15 protein-coding genes are annotated in these 18318 nt (G+C 67.9%); 6 read left to right on the top strand and 9 right to left on the bottom strand.

Annotation, left to right across the window (positions count from 1 at the left end; all coding sequences use genetic code 11):
- Positions 1-46 precede the first annotated feature (46 nt).
- Entirely contained in the window at positions 47-673 is a 627-nt protein-coding gene (locus tag ACYVGI_RS09250; protein WP_460632299.1) for an SACE_7040 family transcriptional regulator, read from the top strand.
- Between the two features lie 114 nt (positions 674-787).
- Complete coding sequence (locus tag ACYVGI_RS09255) at positions 788-3430, top strand: penicillin acylase family protein (RefSeq protein ID WP_460632300.1); 2643 nt, start codon at positions 788-790, stop codon at positions 3428-3430.
- Between the two features lie 88 nt (positions 3431-3518).
- Here the strand turns inward: ACYVGI_RS09255 and ACYVGI_RS09260 are convergent, their stop codons facing one another.
- From ACYVGI_RS09260 to ACYVGI_RS09275, 4 genes are all read right to left on the bottom strand, one after another.
- Positions 3519-4856, bottom strand: a complete 1338-nt coding sequence (locus ACYVGI_RS09260; protein ID WP_460632301.1) for a citrate synthase — start codon at positions 4854-4856, stop codon at positions 3519-3521.
- Between the two features lie 124 nt (positions 4857-4980).
- The gene (gene dapC, locus ACYVGI_RS09265; protein ID WP_460632302.1) at positions 4981-6099 is read right to left on the bottom strand and encodes a succinyldiaminopimelate transaminase; all 1119 of its coding nucleotides are present in this window, start codon (positions 6097-6099) and stop codon (positions 4981-4983) included.
- 16 nt (positions 6100-6115) lie between these two features.
- Entirely contained in the window at positions 6116-6436 is a 321-nt protein-coding gene (gene fdxA / locus ACYVGI_RS09270; RefSeq protein ID WP_055895722.1) for a ferredoxin, read from the bottom strand.
- Positions 6437-6507: 71 nt separating this feature from the next.
- Positions 6508-6882: a DUF6113 family protein gene (locus ACYVGI_RS09275; RefSeq protein ID WP_460632303.1), complete on the bottom strand. Its 375-nt coding sequence runs from the start codon at positions 6880-6882 to the stop codon at positions 6508-6510.
- A gap of 101 nt (positions 6883-6983) precedes the next feature.
- On the opposite strand from ACYVGI_RS09275, the gene efeU reads away from it, so the two are divergent.
- The 3 genes from efeU to efeB are packed head-to-tail and all read left to right on the top strand — an operon-like array spanning position 6984 to position 10435.
- The gene (efeU, locus tag ACYVGI_RS09280) at positions 6984-7883 is read left to right on the top strand and encodes an iron uptake transporter permease EfeU (protein ID WP_460632304.1); all 900 of its coding nucleotides are present in this window, start codon (positions 6984-6986) and stop codon (positions 7881-7883) included.
- A gap of 44 nt (positions 7884-7927) precedes the next feature.
- Positions 7928-9106, top strand: a complete 1179-nt coding sequence (gene efeO / locus ACYVGI_RS09285; RefSeq protein WP_460632305.1) for an iron uptake system protein EfeO — start codon at positions 7928-7930, stop codon at positions 9104-9106.
- Positions 9107-9115: 9 nt separating this feature from the next.
- A complete protein-coding gene (efeB, locus tag ACYVGI_RS09290) occupies positions 9116-10435 on the top strand; it encodes an iron uptake transporter deferrochelatase/peroxidase subunit (protein ID WP_460632306.1) in 1320 nt (439 codons plus the stop codon).
- A gap of 78 nt (positions 10436-10513) precedes the next feature.
- Here the strand turns inward: efeB and ACYVGI_RS09295 are convergent, their stop codons facing one another.
- From ACYVGI_RS09295 to ACYVGI_RS09305, 3 genes are all read right to left on the bottom strand, one after another.
- Positions 10514-10975: a hypothetical protein gene (locus ACYVGI_RS09295; protein ID WP_460632307.1), complete on the bottom strand. Its 462-nt coding sequence runs from the start codon at positions 10973-10975 to the stop codon at positions 10514-10516.
- A gap of 61 nt (positions 10976-11036) precedes the next feature.
- Complete coding sequence (gene typA, locus ACYVGI_RS09300) at positions 11037-12959, bottom strand: translational GTPase TypA (RefSeq protein ID WP_460632308.1); 1923 nt, start codon at positions 12957-12959, stop codon at positions 11037-11039.
- A gap of 121 nt (positions 12960-13080) precedes the next feature.
- Positions 13081-14934, bottom strand: a complete 1854-nt coding sequence (locus tag ACYVGI_RS09305) for an ABC transporter ATP-binding protein (RefSeq protein ID WP_460632309.1) — start codon at positions 14932-14934, stop codon at positions 13081-13083.
- 86 nt (positions 14935-15020) lie between these two features.
- On the opposite strand from ACYVGI_RS09305, the gene ACYVGI_RS09310 reads away from it, so the two are divergent.
- Entirely contained in the window at positions 15021-15647 is a 627-nt protein-coding gene (locus ACYVGI_RS09310) for a PH domain-containing protein (RefSeq protein WP_460632310.1), read from the top strand.
- A gap of 44 nt (positions 15648-15691) precedes the next feature.
- Here the strand turns inward: ACYVGI_RS09310 and ACYVGI_RS09315 are convergent, their stop codons facing one another.
- Positions 15692-16705: an ABC transporter permease gene (locus ACYVGI_RS09315; RefSeq protein WP_460632311.1), complete on the bottom strand. Its 1014-nt coding sequence runs from the start codon at positions 16703-16705 to the stop codon at positions 15692-15694.
- Positions 16705-18237, bottom strand: a complete 1533-nt coding sequence (locus ACYVGI_RS09320) for an ABC transporter permease (RefSeq protein ID WP_460632312.1) — start codon at positions 18235-18237, stop codon at positions 16705-16707. Before ACYVGI_RS09320 ends, ACYVGI_RS09315 begins: the two co-directional genes overlap by 1 nt.
- Between the last annotated feature and the right edge of the window lie 81 nt (positions 18238-18318).

Genomic DNA, 18318 nt, shown 5'->3' on the forward strand with positions numbered 1-18318 from the left:
AGGTTAGTGTTCATTAACTCAAAAGTCCAGCACCCGGAAGAACGCCATGACCGAACTCGCAGCAACCACGCAGGACACGGGGCGACCCACCCAGCGCAGCCAGGCCAAGGCCGACCGGCGCGCCGCCCTGCTCGACGCGGCGGCTGCCCTGTTCTCCGAGCGCGGCTTCAACGGCGTCTCGATCGAAGACCTCGGGTCGGCCGCCGGGGTGAGCGGCCCGGCGGTGTACCGTCACTTCGCCTCCAAGCAGGCCGTGCTCGCCGCTCTGCTGGTCGGCGTCAGCGAACGGCTGCTGGAGGGAGGCACGCGCGTCGAGGACGCCGCGGACGACCCGGCGAGTGCTCTGCGCGGCCTGATCGTCTTCCATGTCGACTTCGCCGTCTCCGAACCGGACACGATCCGCGTGCAGGACCGCGACCTCGACGCGCTCCCCGGCGACGAACGCCGAGCCGTCCGCCGCCTGCAACGCCAGTACATCGAACTGTGGATGCGCGTGCTCAGCCGCCTCCACCCCTCCCTCTCCCCCGACGAGCTCCGGATGCGCGTGCAAGCGGCGTTCGGACTCATCAACTCGACCCCGCACACGGCGCGCGTCGGCGGTGCGAGCGTGGACGCCGCGACGGTGCGGCCGGTGCTCGAGCGAATGGCCTGGGCGGGCCTCAACGCGCACTGACGAACGTCGCTTCCCACATCCACAGGAGGACTTCTCCACAGTTCTCTCGCTGGCATTCGGGGCGACACCCCTATGCGTTACAGTCGCAGGACACCAACCACCGGAAGGACTGGCGTGGGCGACGACACCCCCCGACTACGACGACACCACCGTGTGCTGCGGGTCATCGGCATCGTGGTCGCCGTGCTGCTCGTCCTGGTCGTGATCGCGGGCGGCGTCGGTGTCTGGACCGTGGTGCGGTCGTTTCCGCAGACCTCCGGAACGATCGACGTGCCAGGGCTCTCGTCGTCGGTCACGGTGTACAGGGACGACGCCGGCATCCCGCAGATCGAGGCGTCGACGGCCGACGACCTGTTCCGGGCGCAGGGCTATGTGCACGCCCAGGACCGCTTCTGGGAGATGGACTTCCGCCGCCACGTCACGGCAGGGAGGCTCTCGGAGATGTTCGGCGCGAGCCAGGTGCCGACCGACACGTTCATCCGCACCCTCGGCTGGCGCACCGTCGCCGAGCAGGAGGTGAAGCTGCTCGACAAGACGCAGCTCCGCTACTACCAGGACTACGCGGACGGCGTGAACGCCTATCTGGCCCGGCACTCGGGGGCAGAGCTGTCCCTGGAATACGCGGTGCTCGGCCTGCAGAACCCGGGCTACAAACCCGAGAAGTGGACCCCGGCCGACTCGGTGGCGTGGCTCAAGGCGATGGCGTGGGACCTCCGCTCCAACCTTGAGGACGAGATCGACAGAGCGCTCCTCTCCACCAAGCTCTCCCCGCAGCAGATCGCCGAGCTGCATCCGCCGTATCCGTATTCGACGCACCCCACAATCACGGCGGAGGGCAGCGGCGACCCCGCGCGCACGACGCCGGACGCCGCCGCGGCGGGGAGCGCGGGCGGGCAGGGCGGGTCGAATTCCAGCACGCCGTCCGCTGGCGCTGCTGCGCCGTCTGCCGCTGGCGTTCCGGCGACGCCCGCATCGTACGCGCCGGCGCTCGCGCAACTGGCGACGAGCCTGGATGCGCTGCCGACGCTCCTCGGTCCGGCGGGCAGCGACATCGGGTCCAACTCCTGGGTGGTCTCCGGCGCGCACACCGCGAGCGGCAAGCCCCTGCTCGCGAACGATCCGCACCTCGGGGCGGCGATGCCGTCGGTCTGGTACCAGATCGGACTGCACTGCCGCACAGTCGGGCCGGACTGCCCGTTCGACGTCGCCGGATTCAGCTTCTCCGGTCTGCCCGGCGTGGTGATCGGGCACAACGACCGCATCGCCTGGGGGTTCACCAATCTGGGGCCGGATGTCGCCGACCTCTACGAGGAGAAGGTCACCGGCGACACCTACGAGTACGACGGCGCGCAGGTGCCGTTGACGATCAGGAAAGAGACGATCAAAGTCGCGGGCGGCAAGGACGTTCCGCTGACCGTGCGCTCCACCCGCCACGGCCCGATCGTCACCGACCTCACCGACGGGTTCGGGATCATCGCGAAAGACCAGGCGGGCAAGCTCGGCGTGCCGGCGCAGACCTTCCAGCTCTCGCTGCAGTGGTCGGCGCTCACGCCCGGGCCGACAGCGGGGGCGATCTTCGCCTTCGACGCCGCCACCGACTGGGCGAGCTTCCGCTCGGCGGCAGCGAGCTTCCAGGTGCCATCGCAGAACCTCATCTACGCAGACGTAGACGGCAACATCGGCTACCAGGCGCCGGGAAGCGTCCCGATCCGCGCCTCGGGAGACGGCACCATGCCGGTTCCCGGCTGGACCAGCCAGTACGGGTGGGTCGGCACCATCCCCTATGACGAGCTGCCATCGGTGTACAACCCGCCGAGCGGCGTCATCGTCACGGCCAACAACGCCGCGGTCGGGCCGGGCTTCCCGCAGCTCATCACCAAGGACTGGGAGTACGGCTACCGGGCCAACCAGATCCAGCTTCGGCTCACCTCGCTGATCGCGGACGGTACGAAGATCACGGCGGCCGACTACGCCTCGATCCAGGCCGACAAGTACGACGCGAACGCCGCCACGCTCGTGCCGGTCATCCGCCAGCTCGGAGCTGACGCCGACCCGTCCTCCGGCATCGCCAGGGCAGCTCAGCTCCTCACGGGATGGAACTATCAGGACGACGCCGACAGCCCGGCCGCCGCGTACTTCAACGTTTTCTGGCGCACGCTGCTGCAGGAGGCGTTCGGTCGCAAGCTGCCGGCATCGGCACCGCCCGTGGGAGGCGACAGGTGGTTCGCGGTGGTGCAAAACCTCGTGAAGGACCAGAACTCGTCCTGGTGGGTGGACTCCAAACTCGGCACGAGCGACAGGGACTCGATGTTCGAGGTCGTCGCAGGCAAGGCGTGGGCGGAGGCCGGGCGGCTCATGGGCGGCGACCAGACCACGTGGCGCTGGGACCGCATCCACACCATCGAGCTCACCAACGCCAGTTTCGGCGAGTCGGGGGTGGCGCCCGTCGAGTGGCTGTTCAACCGCGGGCCGTACCCGGTCGGCGGCAGCTCCAGCGTCGTGGATGCGGTGGGCTGGGACGCCTCGGTCGGCTACCAGGTGGACTGGGTGCCGTCGATGCGCCAGGTGATCGACCTGAGCAACTTCGACTCGAGCACCTGGATCAACCTCACCGGCGCGTCCGGTCACGCGTTCAGTCCGCACTACACGGACCAGACCCCGCTCTGGCAGCACAACCAGACACGTCCGTGGCCGTTCACGCGCGCCGCCATCGTCGCGGCGGCCGATCAGACCCTCACCCTCCGCCCGGCACCCTGAGCGAAGCAATCGAGCCCAGGCTTTCTCACGCTATTCGCGACTAATGCGGTGAAAAAGCCTGGGCTCGATGGCGGCGGGAGCCGCGAGGTCAGCGGCCGGTGGGCCAGGTGCGCTCGGCGGAGCCGGTGTAGAGCTGCTGCGGGCGGCCGATCTTGGTGGCCGGGTCGCTGTTCATCTCACGCCAGTGGGCGATCCAGCCGGGGAGGCGGCCCATCGCGAACAGGACGGTGAACATCCTGGTCGGGAAGCCCATCGCCTTGTAGATGACACCCGTGTAGAAGTCCACGTTCGGGTAGAGCCTGCGGTCGATGAAGTACTGGTCGGCCAGCGCGACCTCTTCCAGCTCCTTCGCGATGTCGAGCAGCGGGTCGTGCACGCCGAGCGCCGCGAGCACCTCGTCCGCCGACTCCTTGACCAGGCGGGCGCGCGGGTCGAAGTTCTTGTAGACTCGGTGCCCGAAGCCCATCAGCTTCACGCCCTCTTCTTTGTTCTTCACGCGCTCGACGAACTTCTGCACGCTCTCGCCGGAGTCCCTGATGCCGGCCAGCATGTCGAGGACGGCCTCGTTGGCACCACCGTGCAGCGGGCCGTACAGCGCATTGATGCCGGCGGAGACCGAGGCGAACAGGTTGGCCTGAGTCGAGCCGACCAGACGCACCGTGGACGTGGAGGCGTTCTGCTCGTGGTCCTCGTGCAAGATCAGCAGGCGCTCCAGCGCCTTGGAAAGCACCGGATTCACCTCGTACGGCTCCGCCATCGTGCCGAAGTTCAGGCGCAGGAAGTTGTCGACGAAGCTCAGCGAGTTGTCCGGGTAGAGGAACGCCTGGCCGAGGCTCTTCTTGTGCGCGTACGCCGCGATCACCGGCAGCTTGGCCAGCAGACGGATGGTGGACAGCTCGATCTGCTCGGGATCGTGCACGCTGAGCGAGTCCTGGTAGAACGTCGACAGCGCTGACACGGCGCTCGAAAGCACCGACATCGGGTGAGCGTCGTGCGGCAGCGCGGAGAAGAAGCGGCGCAGGTCTTCGTGCAGCAGGGTGTGGCGACGGATGCGCTCGTCGAACTCGGCCAGCTCGCTCGCGCTCGGCAGCTCGCCGTAGATGAGGAGCCAGGCGACCTCGAGGAACGTGGAGTTCTGGGCGACCTGCTCGATCGGATACCCGCGATAGCGCAGGATGCCGGCGTCGCCGTCGATGTACGTGATGGCCGACCGCGTGGCCGACGTGTTCACGAAGCCGTAGTCGAGGCTGGTGAGGCCGGTCTGCTTGGTCAGCGTGGAGAAGTCGATGCTCGACGCGCCGGAGACGCTGGACAGGATCGGGAACTCGGCCGTGCCACCCGGGTAGCTCAGCGAAGCGGTCGCCGCCTCGGTGCGGGCGGGAACAGAGCTGCCCGCCTGTGCCTTTTCGGTGCCGATTCCGCTCACAACGCCTCCAGGGATAATGGTTGGGTTCGCGCGCTGATCGTGGCAGCGCTGCAAAAGTCGTGCGGGTACAGCCTAACGAACGGCAGCGACAACTGTCGCATCGTGCAAAAGCGGGCCGATCCTGTTAGAGAGTCTCTCCAACGGCGCGCAAGCGCTCCGCGGCGGCGGCGATCCGCTCATCCGTCGCGGTCAGCGAGAGGCGCACATGCTGCGGGAACGAGTCGCCGTAGAACACGCCAGGGCCGGCCAGGATGCCCAGGTCGGCCAGCCGCCCGACGCTCTCCCACGCATCCCGGCCCTCTGTCGCCCACAGGTACAGCCCGGCCTCGCTGCGGTCGATGCGGAAACCAGCGGCTTCGAGCGCCGGGCGCAGCAGCTCGCGGCGCGCGCGGTAGCGCTCGCGCTGCACCGAGACGTGCTCGTCGTCGCCGAGCGCCGTCACCATCGCCGCCTGCAGCGGCGCCGGAAGCATGAGACCCGCGTGCTTGCGGACGGTCAGCAGACGCCCGACCACGGTCGCGCATCCCGCGATGAACGCGGCGCGGTAGCCGGCGAGGTTGGACTGTTTGCTCAGCGAGTAGACGGCGATCACATTGTGCCGCGAGTCGCCGATCACCCGCTTGTCCAGCACACTCGGGATGGGCGTCTCGTCCCAGGGAGCATCCCAGCCGAGCTCGGCGTAGCACTCGTCGCTCGCGACGTACGCACCCAGTTCGCGCGCACGCTCCACGGCGGCGCGCAGCTCCTCCACCGACAGCACACGGCCGTCGGGGTTGCCGGGGCTGTTCAGCCAGACGAGCCTGGTGCTCTCCGGCCACTCTGCTGGGTCGTCGCTCGCGAGCGCCTCCGCCCCGGCCATCGCGGCGCCGATCGCGTACGTCGGGTACGCGGCCCGTGGATGCACGACCACGTCGCCCTCCCCCAGGCCGAGCATGAAGGGGAGGAACGCGACGAGCTCCTTGGAGCCGATCGTGGGAAGGACGTTGTCGACCGTCAGGCCGGTGACGCCGCGGCGCCGCGCGAACCACGAGACGATCGCCTCGCGCAGAGCAGGGGTCCCGACGGTCTGCGGGTATGCGTGCGCGTCCGTCGCCTCGGCGAGCGCTCGGCGGATGAGGTCGGGAGTCGCATCCACCGGGGAGCCGATGGAGAGATCGACGATGCCGTCTGCGTGCTGCCTGGCGCGCGCCGCGAACGGCGCCATCGCATCCCAGGGGTATTCGGGGAGTTCGGCGAGAGCCATCGGAGGCGGCCGGAGCTCAGTGCGCCTGCGGAGGCAGGGCGGCGATCACCGGGTGGTCCTTGGCGATGACGCCGACCTTGGCCGCTCCGCCCGGCGATCCGATGTCGTCGAAGAACTCGACGTTGGCCTTGTAGTAGTCGGCCCACTGCTCGGGCAGGTCGTCCTCGTAGTAGATCGCCTCGACGGGGCATACGGGCTCGCACGCGCCGCAGTCGACGCACTCGTCCGGGTGGATGTAGAGCGACCGTTCGCCCTCGTAGATGCAATCGACAGGGCACTCGTCGATACAGGCCCGGTCTTTCACGTCGACGCAGGGGAGGGCGATGACGTAGGTCACAGTGCAGTATTTCCCTTCGCGAGTTGTACTCGTCTAGCTTATGCCGTTCCGGCCGATGCCGTCGGCGCCGCCTACGCCGTTCTGGCCAGGCGCGCCTTCGACAGGTCCGGCCACGCCATCACGATGGCGGCGATCACGATGGGACCGGCGAGCCAGAGCTGACCGAGCAGGTCGTTCTGAATGAGCACGGACCCCCCTGCGCTCTTCTGCGAGAACAGCAGCACGGCGAGGATGGCGCCGATCGCGGCCACAAGGGCAGGGATGCGGCTGGTCCCGAGCAGGCGCAGCCCCACGAGCAGCGCGGTGTACGCCGTCAGCGACCCGATGAGGCCGAGCGGGATGCTCACTCCCCAGGTGACCGTGGTCGGGTGAGCGACGGTTCCGACGGCGCCGACGATCGCTCCCACCAGGAAGAGCAGCACGTAGTTGACGATCCGGCTGAGCATTCTCGAATCCTATCTGGACATGCTGGGCGCAGTTGTCTAAGGTCGAAGGCGGTAAGGTTAGCCTTACCAACCTCCCCCGCCTCTCCTTCCGAAAGTGCTCTGTGTTCGCGAACTATCTGATCGGCCTCCGCGAAGGTCTCGAAGCCTCTCTAGTCGTCGGAATCCTGATCGCGTACGTGGTGAAGGTCGGGCGCCGCGACGTGCTCTCCAAGCTCTGGGCCGGCATCGGGATCGCGGTCGTCGTGCCGCTCGGACTCGGCGCGCTGCTCACCTGGGGCCCGTACGGCCTCAGCTTCCAGGCGCAGGAGATCCTCGGCGGCGGCCTCTCGCTCGTCGCGGTCGGCTTCGTGACCTGGATGACGTTCTGGATGGGCAAGACCGCCCGCAGCATGAAGTCCACCCTGCACTCGAAGCTCGACTCCGCGCTCGTCGGCGCAGGCTGGGGCGTCATCATCCTGGCCATGCTGAGCGTCGGCCGCGAAGGCATCGAGACCGCCCTGTTCGTCTGGGCCACCGTCGCCAGCGTCGGCGGCGGCTGGGAGCCGGTCGTCGGCGCGCTGCTCGGCATCCTCACGGCGGTCGTGATCGGCGCGCTCATCTACCGCGGCATGGTCAAGATCAACCTGAGCACCTTCTTCACCTGGACAGGCGGGTTCCTCATCCTCGTGGCCGGCGGGGTGCTCGCGTACGGCATCGGCGACCTGCAGGAAGCCGGCGTCCTTCCCGGTGCCGGGGTGCACGCCTACGACATCAGCGGGATCATCCCGTCGTCGAGCTGGTACGGCACGTTCCTCACCGGCATCGTCAACTTCAACCCGTCGCCCACCTGGCTGCAGGTGTTCGGCTGGGTCGCATACGTCGTGATCGTGTCCGCGTTCTACCTGCGGCAGCACCGCGCGTCCGCGAAACCCACGACGACGACTCCGGATGCGCCCCAGCAGAACCAGGCGACCGCATCCAGCGGCAGCACCTCCCCTCTCCCCCGCGCCACAGCGTCCTGAATCGCGCCGCACCAGCGCATCCCCCCGCACGAGAAAGCACACCCATGCCACGATCCCGCACCATCGGCATCCTCGCCGGAACCATCGGCGCCGCCACCATCGCGATCGCGCTGACCGGCTGCGTGCCGAACAAAGCCGCCGCCGACGCCGAAGCGATCAGCGTCACGCTGAACGACGAGAAGTGCACCGTCTCCGCCGCCACCGCCCCCAGCGGCGCCGTCACGTTCCAGGTCACCAACACGGGAACGGACGTCAACGAGTTCGAGGTGCTCGCGGACGACAAGCTGCGCATCGCGGGCGAGAAGGAGAACGTCGGGCCGGGCACCACGGTCAACTACGTCGTCCAGCTCGCCGAGGGCAGCTACTACACCGCTTGCAAGAAGGGCATGGTGGGCAGCCCGACGTCCATGGCGAAGTTCAGTGTCACCAAGGGCAAGGACACCACCACCTCCGCCAGCGAGAGCAAGCAGGTCTCGCAGGCCGTCACCAACTACATCTCCTACGTCAAGGACCAGAGCGGCCAGCTCCTCACCGCCACGCAGGCGTTCGCCAAGGCGTACGAGGCAGGCGACGACACCGCCGCACGCGCCCAGTACCCCGCGGCGCGCGCATTCTACGAGCGCATCGAGCCGACCGCCGAGCAGTTCGGCGACATCGACCCCGCCATCGACCTGCGCGAGGCCGACCTCGAGGCAGGGCAGAACTGGACGGGCTGGCACCGCATCGAGAAGGACCTCTGGGCTCCGGCGGGCTTCACGCCGTCCGACCCGGCGGAGCGCATGGTGCTCGGCACCCAGCTCGTCGCCGACACGCAGAAGCTCTACGACCTCGTCTACGCGAAGAACTTCAACCTCACCATCGACCAGATCTCCAACGGCGCCATCGGCCTGATGGAGGAGGTCTCCCGGAGCAAGATCACCGGCGAGGAGGAGACGTTCTCGCACACCGACCTGTGGGACTTCCAGGCCAACGTCGAGGGCGCGCAGGTCGCATACGGCATCGTCCGCGACATCGCGAACGGCAAGGGGGCGAACGGCAAGAAGGTCGTCGCACAGCTCGACACCGAGTTCGCCGCGATCACCAAACTGCTCGACCAGTACAAGTCGGGCGACGGCTTCGTCAGCTACACCGAGCTGAGCACCTCCCAGGTGAAGGAGCTGTCCGACGAGGTCAACGCCCTCAGCGAGCCGCTCAGCCAGCTCACCTCGATCATCGTCAAGTAGGGTCCGCGGGTGACATCAGAGACCAGCGACGAGAACGCGCCAGCGGCGGGAGGGACCGGCAGCACGTCCGGCCTCTCCCGCCGCGGGCTTCTCGGTTTGGCCGGCGCAGCAGCGGCCGGCGCCGCCGTGGTCGGCGTCGGCGCGGGCATCGCCGTCGACCGCACCGTGCTCGGCGCATCCACGGACGCGTCGGCGACGTACCCGTTCTACGGGGAGCACCAGGCCGGGATCACGACGCCGGCACAGGACAGGCTGCACTTCGCGACCTTCGACGTCGTCGACGGCCTCGATCGCGCCGGCCTCGTCGAACTGCTGCAGGACTGGACCACCGCCGCCGCGCGGATGACCCAGGGACGCCCGGCCGGCAAGTACGGACCGGCGAGCGGCCCCGTGGATGCGCCCCCGGACGACACCGGCGAAGCTCTCGACCTGCCCGCCGGCGGCCTCACCCTCACGTTCGGGTTCGGGCCGACCCTGTTCGAGACGGCGGACGGGCGGGACCGGTTCGGGATCGCATCCCGTCGTCCCGCCGCGCTCGTCGACCTGCCGCACTTCCCTGGCGACGCGTTGCAGGACGCGCTCGTCGGCGGCGACATCTGCGTGCAGGCGTGCAGCGACGACCCGCAGGTGGCGGTGCACGCGATCCGCAACCTGTCGCGCATCGCGTTCGGGCGCGCGACCATCCGCTGGTCGCAGCTCGGCTTCGGGCGCACGTCGTCCACGTCGCGCAGCCAGACCACGCCCCGCAACCTGTTCGGGTTCAAGGACGGCACCGCGAACATCAAGTCGGAGGACACCGCCGTCGTCGCCGACCAGGTGTGGGCGGGCTCGGCCGGCGGCGACGAGTGGATGCGCGGCGGCTCCTACCTGGTGGCGCGCAAGATCCGGATGGTCATTGAGACCTGGGACAGGCAGCAGCTCGGCGAGCAGGAGCGCATCATCGGTCGCGACAAGGGCGAGGGGGCTCCGCTCTCCGGTGGCACCGAGTTCAGTGAGCCGAACTTCCTCGCGCTCTCGCCCACCGGCGGCACCAAGATCGACCCGGACTCGCACGTCCGGCTGGCGCACCCGAAGACCAACAACGGCGCTCAACTGCTGCGCCGCGGCTACAACTTCGTGGACGGCAACGACGAGCTCGGCCGCCTGAACGCCGGGCTGTTCTTCATCGCGTTCCAGAGCGACCCGCGGAAGCAATTCATCCCCATCCAATTGCAGCTCGCGAAGAACGATGCCATGAACGAGTACGTCAAGCACGTCGGCTCCGGCATCTTCGCCGTTCCGCCCGGCGCCCGCTCCGGCTCCTTCGTCGGCGCCCCCCTCTTCGCCTAACCCCGCCCCCAAGCAATCGAGCCCAGGCTTTTTCACCGTATTCCGGCCGAATACGGTGAAAAAGCCTGGGCTCGATTGCTACGGCGTGGGGGTGGATGCGGGGGTGCGGGAGACGGAGTAGTTGGCGACCCAGCCGTTGATGCCGGCCGAGGTGACCACGACGATCACGCCGTATGCGTCGCTCGCGAACGTGCCCGTGCCCCCGCCGTCCGGCGAGGTCACGCCGAACTCGCCGGTGAACCCGGCGTCGGCGAGCTGCTTCTGGATGTCCTGGTATGCCTTCGCGTCCGGCAGCTTGACGGTGACGTTCCAGACTTCGGCGTCGCCGGAACCGACGGATGCGCCGAGCACGACGTCTCCGTCGTAGAGCGGGACCGCGGACGGGAAGTCGGAGGGGACTTTCTTGCTGCCGATGTCGACGTTGCCGCCCGTGGCGTCTTTGACGATTCCCTCGATGCCGCAGCCCGTCAGTGCCGGCGTGACGCCGAGGGCGAGCACGATCGCGAGCGGAACGCCCACGAGCATCCTGGATCGCTTCACGATCGCCCCTCCCTGACGGCCACGCTCACTGCGTTGGCCGTCAGGTCAAGGGTACGTTCGATCAGGCGTTCTGGTCCTGCTTCTTGAGACGCGAGGTGGCGCGGGCGCGAGCGTTCGAGTCGAGCTCGACCTTGCGGATGCGCACGGCCTCCGGGGTGACCTCGACACACTCGTCCTCACGGGCGAATTCGAGGCACTCCTCGAGCGTGAGCTGCCGCGACGGCGTCATCGACTCGAAGTTGTCCGCGGTCGACTGACGCATGTTGGTCAGCTTCTTCTCCTTGGTGATGTTCACGTCCATGTCGTCTGCACGCGAGTTCTCACCGATGACCATGCCCTCGTAGACCTCCTCCGTGGGGTTCACGAAGAACGTCATGCGCTCCTGCAGCGCGATGATGGCGAACGGGGTGACCACACCGGAGCGGTCGGCCACGATGGAGCCGTTGCTGCGGGTGACGATCTGGCCGGCCCAGTCGTCGTAGCCGTGACCGATGGCGTTGGCGATGCCGGTTCCACGCGTGGTCGTGAGGAACTCGGTGCGGAAGCCGATCAGGCCGCGCGACGGGACGATGAACTCCATGCGGACCCATCCGGTGCCGTGGTTCGCCATGTTCTCCATGCGGCCCTTGCGGGCGGCGAGGAGCTGCGTGATGGCGCCGAGGTACTCCTCCGGAGCGTCGATCGTCAGGTGCTCGAACGGCTCCTGCAGCTTGCCGTCGACGCGCTTGGTGACCACCTGCGGCTTGCCGACGGTGAGCTCGTAGCCCTCGCGGCGCATCTGCTCGACCAGGATGGCGAGCGCGAGCTCTCCACGCCCCTGGACCTCCCACGCGTCCGGGCGCCCGATGTCGAGCACGCGGAGCGAGACGTTTCCGACCAGCTCGCGGTCGAGGCGGTCCTTCACCATGCGCGCGGTGAGCTTGTGGCCTTTGACCTTGCCGACCAGCGGCGAGGTGTTCGTGCCGATCGTCATCGAGATGGCGGGCTCATCCACGTGGATGGCCGGAAGGGCGCGGATGTCCTCCGGGTCGGCGAGGGTGTCGCCGATCATGATGTCGGCGAAACCGGCGACGGCGACGATGTCGCCCGGGCCGGCGCTCTCTGCCGGGTAGCGGTCGAGGGCCTTCGTGATCATCAACTCGGTCACGCGCACGTTGTGCACGTCGCCGTCGTGACGCACCCAGGCGACCGTCTGGCCCTTCTTCAGTGTGCCGTTGAAGATGCGCAGCAGCGCGAGGCGGCCGAGGAACGGCGAGGCGTCGAGGTTGGTGACGTGCGCCTGCAGCGGGGCGCTCGGGTCGTACGTGGGAGCGGGGATGTGCTCGAGGATCGCCTCGAACAGCGGCTCCAGGTCGTCGTTGTCCGGCAGCTCGCCGTTGGCGGGCTGGTTGCGGCTCGACGCGCCTGCGCGACCGGACGCGTAGACGACGGGGACGTCGAGGATCGCGTCGAGATCGAGGTCGGGCACGTCGTCTGCGAGGTCGCTGGCGAGACCGAGCAGGAGGTCGTGGCTCTCGCTCACGACCTCCTCGATGCGGGCGTCGCCACGGTCGGTCTTGTTGACCGCGAGGATGACGGGCAGCTTGGCCTCGAGCGCCTTGCGCAGCACGAAACGGGTCTGCGGCAGCGGACCCTCGGATGCGTCGACCAGCAGCACGACGCCGTCGACCATGGACAGGCCGCGCTCGACCTCTCCACCGAAGTCGGCGTGGCCGGGGGTGTCGATCACGTTGATCGTGATGGGGCCGTTGGTGGCGTGCTTGCCCTTGTACGAGATCGCCGTGTTCTTGGCGAGGATCGTGATGCCCTTCTCGCGCTCGAGCTCGTTGGAGTCCATGGCACGCTCTTCGACGTGTTCGTGGTCGCCGAACGAATTCGTCTGCCGGAGCATGGCGTCGACCAGCGTGGTCTTGCCGTGGTCGACGTGGGCGACGATTGCGACATTGCGCAGATCATCGCGGTGGGCGACGGCGTTCTCGGACATGCGTGCAGACTCGACTCTCGTCAGAAGGATAAGTGGGGAACGGTCCATTCTATCAGGGAACGACCGAGGGCCCGACGCACTCGGCGTCGGGCCCTCGATGGATGCGTCGATCCGCGCGGGGCTACAGCCCCTGCGCCACCGGCGGCTCCGGCTCCTGCAGCTCGACGGCGGGCACGACGGCCTCGTCGGAGCCGGCGGCGAGCAGTTCGAGCCTCAGCGTGCGGCGGGCGCGCTGCTGGTCTGGGTCCGGCAGCGGCACCGCGGCGAGGAGACGCTGCGTGTACGCCTCCTTCGGGTAGCGCAGGATCTCGTTGCGCGTTCCGACCTCGACCAGGTTGCCGTGGTGCATCACGGCGATGCGGTCGGCGAGCACGTCGATGACGGCGAGGTCGTGGGTGATGAAAAGGCAGGCGAAGTTCATTTCGCGCTGCAGGTTCTGCATCAGGTCGAGCACGCGGGCCTGCACGGAGACGTCGAGCGCGCTGGTCGGCTCGTCGGCGATCAGCACCTGCGGCTTCAGCGACAGGGCGCGGGCGATTCCGACGCGCTGCTTCTGGCCTCCGGAGAGCTCGTGCGGGAAGCGGCTGCGGTACGCGCGCGGCAGCTCGACGCTGTCGAGCAGGCGGTCGACCTCCTTCGCGAGGTCCTGGCCCTTCAGGCCCTTCGCCAGGCGCAGCGGCTCGCCGATCGAGTCGGCGATCTGCAGGCGAGGGTTCAGCGACGACGACGGGTCCTGGAACACGATGCCGACATTGCGGTGCAGCTTGCGGATCTCGTCGCGGTTCGCGTTGCTGATGTCCTGACCGGCGACGACCAGCTTGCCGGAGTGGATGGGCAGCAGGCCGATGGCCGAGCGGCCGAGGGTGGTCTTGCCGGAGCCCGACTCCCCCACCAGGCCGACGACCTCTCCCTCGTGGATCTGCAGGTCGATGTCGCTCGCCGCGCGGAACGCGGGCACGCGGCCGTGCTTCGGGTACTCGATGGCCACGTTCTGGAAGTCGACGACCACCTGACGCTTGTCCATCTCGGACTTGGTGTGCTCCTCGGCGGCGATGCGCTCGTTCACCCGGATGCGCTCGGCGAACGCGGCGTCCGGGTTCTCCGTGCCTGCGGCGAGGGCAGCAGTGGTGTCGATCTCCTCGTCCTCGCGCTGACCCAGGTGGGGCACCGCCTCCAGCAGGGCGATCGTGTACGGGTGCTGCGGGTTGGCGAAGACCTCGGCGACGGTGCCGGACTCGACGATGTCGCCCTTGCGCATAACGACGATGTTGTCTGCCAGGTCGGCGACGACGCCCATGTCGTGGGTGATCAGCAGGATGGCGCTGTCGAGACGGTCGCGCAGCGAGCGCAGCAGCTCCAGGATCTCGGCCTGAACCGTCACGTCGAGCGCTGTGGTCGGCTCATCGGCGATGAGCAGCTTCGGGTCGCAGGAGATCGACTGCGCGATCATCGCGCGCTGACGCTGGCCGCCGGACAACTGGTGCGGGTACGAGTTGAACGCCTTCACCGGGTCGGGCAGCTCGACCATGCCGAGCAGCTCCAGCGCGCGCTCCTTCGCCTCGTGCGGCGACATCCCGAAGTGGATGCGCAGGGTCTCCACGATCTGGAAGCCCACCGTGTACACGGGGTTCAGCGCCGTCATCGGCTCCTGGAAGATCACCGACACCTGGCGTCCGCGCACGCGTCGCATCTGCTGCGGGGTGAGGCCGGTGAGCTCGCGCCCCTCCAGCTTGATGCTCCCTCGCACGCGGGAGTTCTCCGGCAGGAGGTCGAGGATCGCCATCGAGCTCGCACTCTTTCCAGAGCCGGACTCGCCGACGATCGCCAGCACCTCGCCCGCCTTGATCGAGTAGTTGAGCTTCTTGGCGGCCGGAACCCAGACGTTGTCGACGCCGAAGTCCACCGACAGGTCGGTGACCTGGAGGACGGCGGCGTCGCTCACGACGCCCGCCTGACCGTTGGTGTTGTCGGTCATGATGTGATGTTCCTTTCGCGAGCGCCGGGGATCGCCCGGCGTCTCCGGTCGCCGTCCGAGGGCGCGAGGGGTGAGAGCATGGTCACATGCCTTACGCCTCCGCCGACGAACGCGAGGTGTTCGTCTCCCGGTTCAACCGGGTCGTTGCCGTCCTGATCTGGGCGGCCTGTGCCGCGCTGACCATCGGGCTGCTGGTGAGCATCCACGATCTGCGGCTGCTGTACATCGTGCCGTGCGCCTTCTTCGCGCTGCTGGCCTGGGTGACGCTGTGGCGTCCCCTGTTCGTCGTCGCCCGCGAGGGACTGACCGTTGTCAACGTCACGAGCACCGTGCACATCCCGTGGGAGGCGCTGATCAACGTCGACACCAAGTTCGCGCTGACCCTCTACACGCCCGGCCACAAGTACGCCGTCTGGTCCCTGCCAGCGCCGGGAACGTCCAGGACGCTCCGCGCCACCCGCAGCGAGACCAAGGGACGCGTGGGCAAGCCGAGCGTCGCCGACAGCGTGCGCCGTCCGGGCGATCTGCTGTCCACTCCGTCGGGCGCCGCCGCCGAGGTGGTGCGCCGCCAGTGGACGCAGTTGCGCGAAAGCGGAGCGCTGGAGGCCGGCATTGCCGACGAGACGCCCGTGACGGTTCGCTGGCACCTGGTGAGCCTCGCGGCCCTGGTGCTGCTGCTCGGCGGCACGATCGCCGCCCTGCTCCTCGCCTGACCAGCGGGTCACGGCGGCGAGGGGCAGGGCGAGGACGGCGCTGGTCACAGCACGTCCTCCGCGATGGCCGCTCCGGTCTTCGGGGATCCGCCGTCTCCCTCACCGGGCTCCGGCTCCTCCTCGCGCATCTTGCGCAGGTTGAACCGGCGGTGGCGCGGGTCGAACGCATCCCGCAGACCGTCGCCGACGAAGTTGACGAGCAGGGCGAGGGTCACGATGAACGCGCCAGGCCACCAGAACAGCCACGGGCGGGTCTGGAAGGCCGACTCGTTCGAGCTGATCAGGAGACCGAGGGATGCGTCCGGCGGACGGATTCCGTAGCCGAGGAACGACAGCGCCGTCTCGAGCAGAATGGCCGCGGCCATGATCAGCGTCGATGACACGATCACGACGCCGATGGCGTTCGGCAGGATGTGCTTGAAGATGATCCGCATGTCCGAGGCGCCGGCGACGCGCGCCGCCTCGACGAACTCGCGCTCGCGCAGGGACAGGAACTCGCCGCGCACCAGTCGTGCGATGCCCATCCAGGAGAAGAACCCGAGCATCAGGGCGAGGAACGGGGCGCCGAGGCCACCGGTCCAGTGCCCGACGACCGAGCCGATCACGAGGGCGGGGATGACGATGAACACGTCGGTGATGCGCATCAGGATGGCATCGACGATGCCGCGGAAGTAGCCGGCGACCGCGCCGACGAAGACGCCGAGGACACTCGCGATGACGCCGATGATGACCATCACCAGCACGGAGTTCTGGATGCCGCGCATGACGAGGGCGAAGTAGTCCTTGCCGATGCGGTCCTGCCCGAACGGGTGCTCGAGCGTCGGCGACCCCTGCTTGACCTGGTCGTTCAGCTCCTTGAAGTCGTACTTCCACCAGCCGTGGACGGGGCCGATGCCGATCGCTGAGATCGAGAACAGGATGATGACGATGAACAGGATCGCGCTGATGACGGCGACCTTGTTGGACAGGAACCGCTTCCAGATGAGCTTGCCCTGGCTGACCGGTGGTGCGGTCGGAGCCTGCAGCTCATCGGCGATCATGGGTTCGGTGCTGGACATTATCGGACCCTCACTCTCGGGTCGAGTGCGGCATACGCGAGGTCCGCGAGGAAGTTGAACAGAATGGCCATGGCGGCGATCACGACGAAGTAGGCCATCACCGGGTTGAGGTCACCGCGCTGGAGTCCAGCGTTGAACAGTGAGCCCATGCCGGGGATCGCGAACACGCGCTCGGTGATGATCGCACCACCGAGCAGGGCGCCGACGTCGAACGCCACCAGGGTGGTGATCGGGATCAGCATGTTCCTGAACGCGTGGCGAACCACGACAGTGCGCTCTGGCAGGCCCTTGGCGCGTGCGGTGCGGATGAAGTCCTGGTTGAGGACTTCGAGCATCCCCGCGCGGGAGTACCTGGTGTACGACGCGAACGAGATGAGCAGCAGCGCGACGGTCGGCAGCGCCAGGTGGGTGAAGGTGTCGAGGCCCGTCTCCCAGATGTCGCCGGACAGACCGGGCGTCGAGGAGCCGACGGTCGCGATGGGGCGGCCGTTGGTGTCCTGGAAGTACTGCGGCCACGCCTGCATGAAGCGGTCGAGCAGCACGAGGGCGCCGGAGACGATGGTCACGATGACGCCGACTCGCATGTTCTGCCCGCGGTCGTAGCCCCCGACGAAGTAGCCGATGGCGAGGCTGACCGCGATCGCGACGACGATCAGGATGATGATGGTCGCGACCGACGAGATGTCGAACAGCGGCTGCAGAGCGAAGTAGCAGACGATCGTGATCGCGCCGGTGATCGCGGCCGTGAGCAGCGCCCTGCGGTTCTGAAGGCCGGAGATCAGAGCCGTTGTTCCAAGGACGATGGCCGCCACCAGGATGATCATCACCACCGGGCCGAGGCCGGGCTTGAGGAACCAGTCCGTCGCAGACATCAGCAGCAGGATTCCCGCCGTCGCGACGCCGGAGATGAGGAACGTGGTCACCCGACGCCTCATGTCACCGCCGATGAGCGACTGCCAGATGAGACCTGCAACGACCCCGATCAACGCGGCGACCCACCATTGGATCGTCGGATTGGCGAGGAAGTTGTTGAAGCCGATGGCCACGAACTCCTTGAGGAGCACGGCCACGAGGAACGCCGGAAGCGAGTACAGGAAGAAGCTGAGGAACGTGACGACGTTGTCGAGTCCGCTGTACTGACGGAGGGCGGTGACGATACCGATGGTGACGCCGAGCAGGATCGCCAGGATGAGCGCGACCGTGACGAGCTGGATGGTCGAGGCGAGAGCCTGCGGCAGGATGTCGACGACCTGAGCGTTCGAGATCGTGGAGCCGAGGTCACACGCGTTCGCGAACGGGATGAGGCACTTGGCCGCTCCTCCGAGCCACAGAAGCCAGCGCAGCGGCGGGGGGACGTCGAGCTGCAGGAGCTGGATCCTGGCATTGATGAGCTGAGTCTTGTTGGGGGAATTGCTGCTCCGCAGGTCCATGAGCGGGTCTGCGCTGTACGCGACCAGCATGTACATCAGGAACGATGCGGCGATGATGATGAGCACCGAGACGAGAAGGCGTCTCAGGATGAAACTCGCCATAGGTTGAAAACCTCACTGACAGTGCGCGCCGGCTCGGGGGTGGCGGGCACTCGGCCCGCGTCGACGCGTATCGGAATGGAT

Source organism: Leifsonia lichenia (assembly GCF_054780215.1).

Bases quoted from the DNA above. Each gene is read 5' to 3' on its own strand.
- ACYVGI_RS09320 (WP_460632312.1), bottom strand. From the start codon at position 18,237: ATGGCGAGTTTCATCCTGAGACGCCTTCTCGTCTCGGTGCTCATCATC.
- ACYVGI_RS09275 (WP_460632303.1), bottom strand. From the start codon at position 6,882: ATGCTCAGCCGGATCGTCAACTACGTGCTGCTCTTCCTGGTGGGAGCG.
- typA (WP_460632308.1), bottom strand. From the start codon at position 12,959: ATGTCCGAGAACGCCGTCGCCCACCGCGATGATCTGCGCAATGTCGCA.
- efeO (WP_460632305.1), top strand. From the start codon at position 7,928: ATGCCACGATCCCGCACCATCGGCATCCTCGCCGGAACCATCGGCGCC.
- ACYVGI_RS09305 (WP_460632309.1), bottom strand. From the start codon at position 14,934: ATGACCGACAACACCAACGGTCAGGCGGGCGTCGTGAGCGACGCCGCC.
- ACYVGI_RS09250 (WP_460632299.1), top strand. From the start codon at position 47: ATGACCGAACTCGCAGCAACCACGCAGGACACGGGGCGACCCACCCAG.
- ACYVGI_RS09315 (WP_460632311.1), bottom strand. From the start codon at position 16,705: ATGTCCAGCACCGAACCCATGATCGCCGATGAGCTGCAGGCTCCGACC.
- dapC (WP_460632302.1), bottom strand. From the start codon at position 6,099: ATGGCTCTCGCCGAACTCCCCGAATACCCCTGGGATGCGATGGCGCCG.
- ACYVGI_RS09310 (WP_460632310.1), top strand. From the start codon at position 15,021: ATGCCTTACGCCTCCGCCGACGAACGCGAGGTGTTCGTCTCCCGGTTC.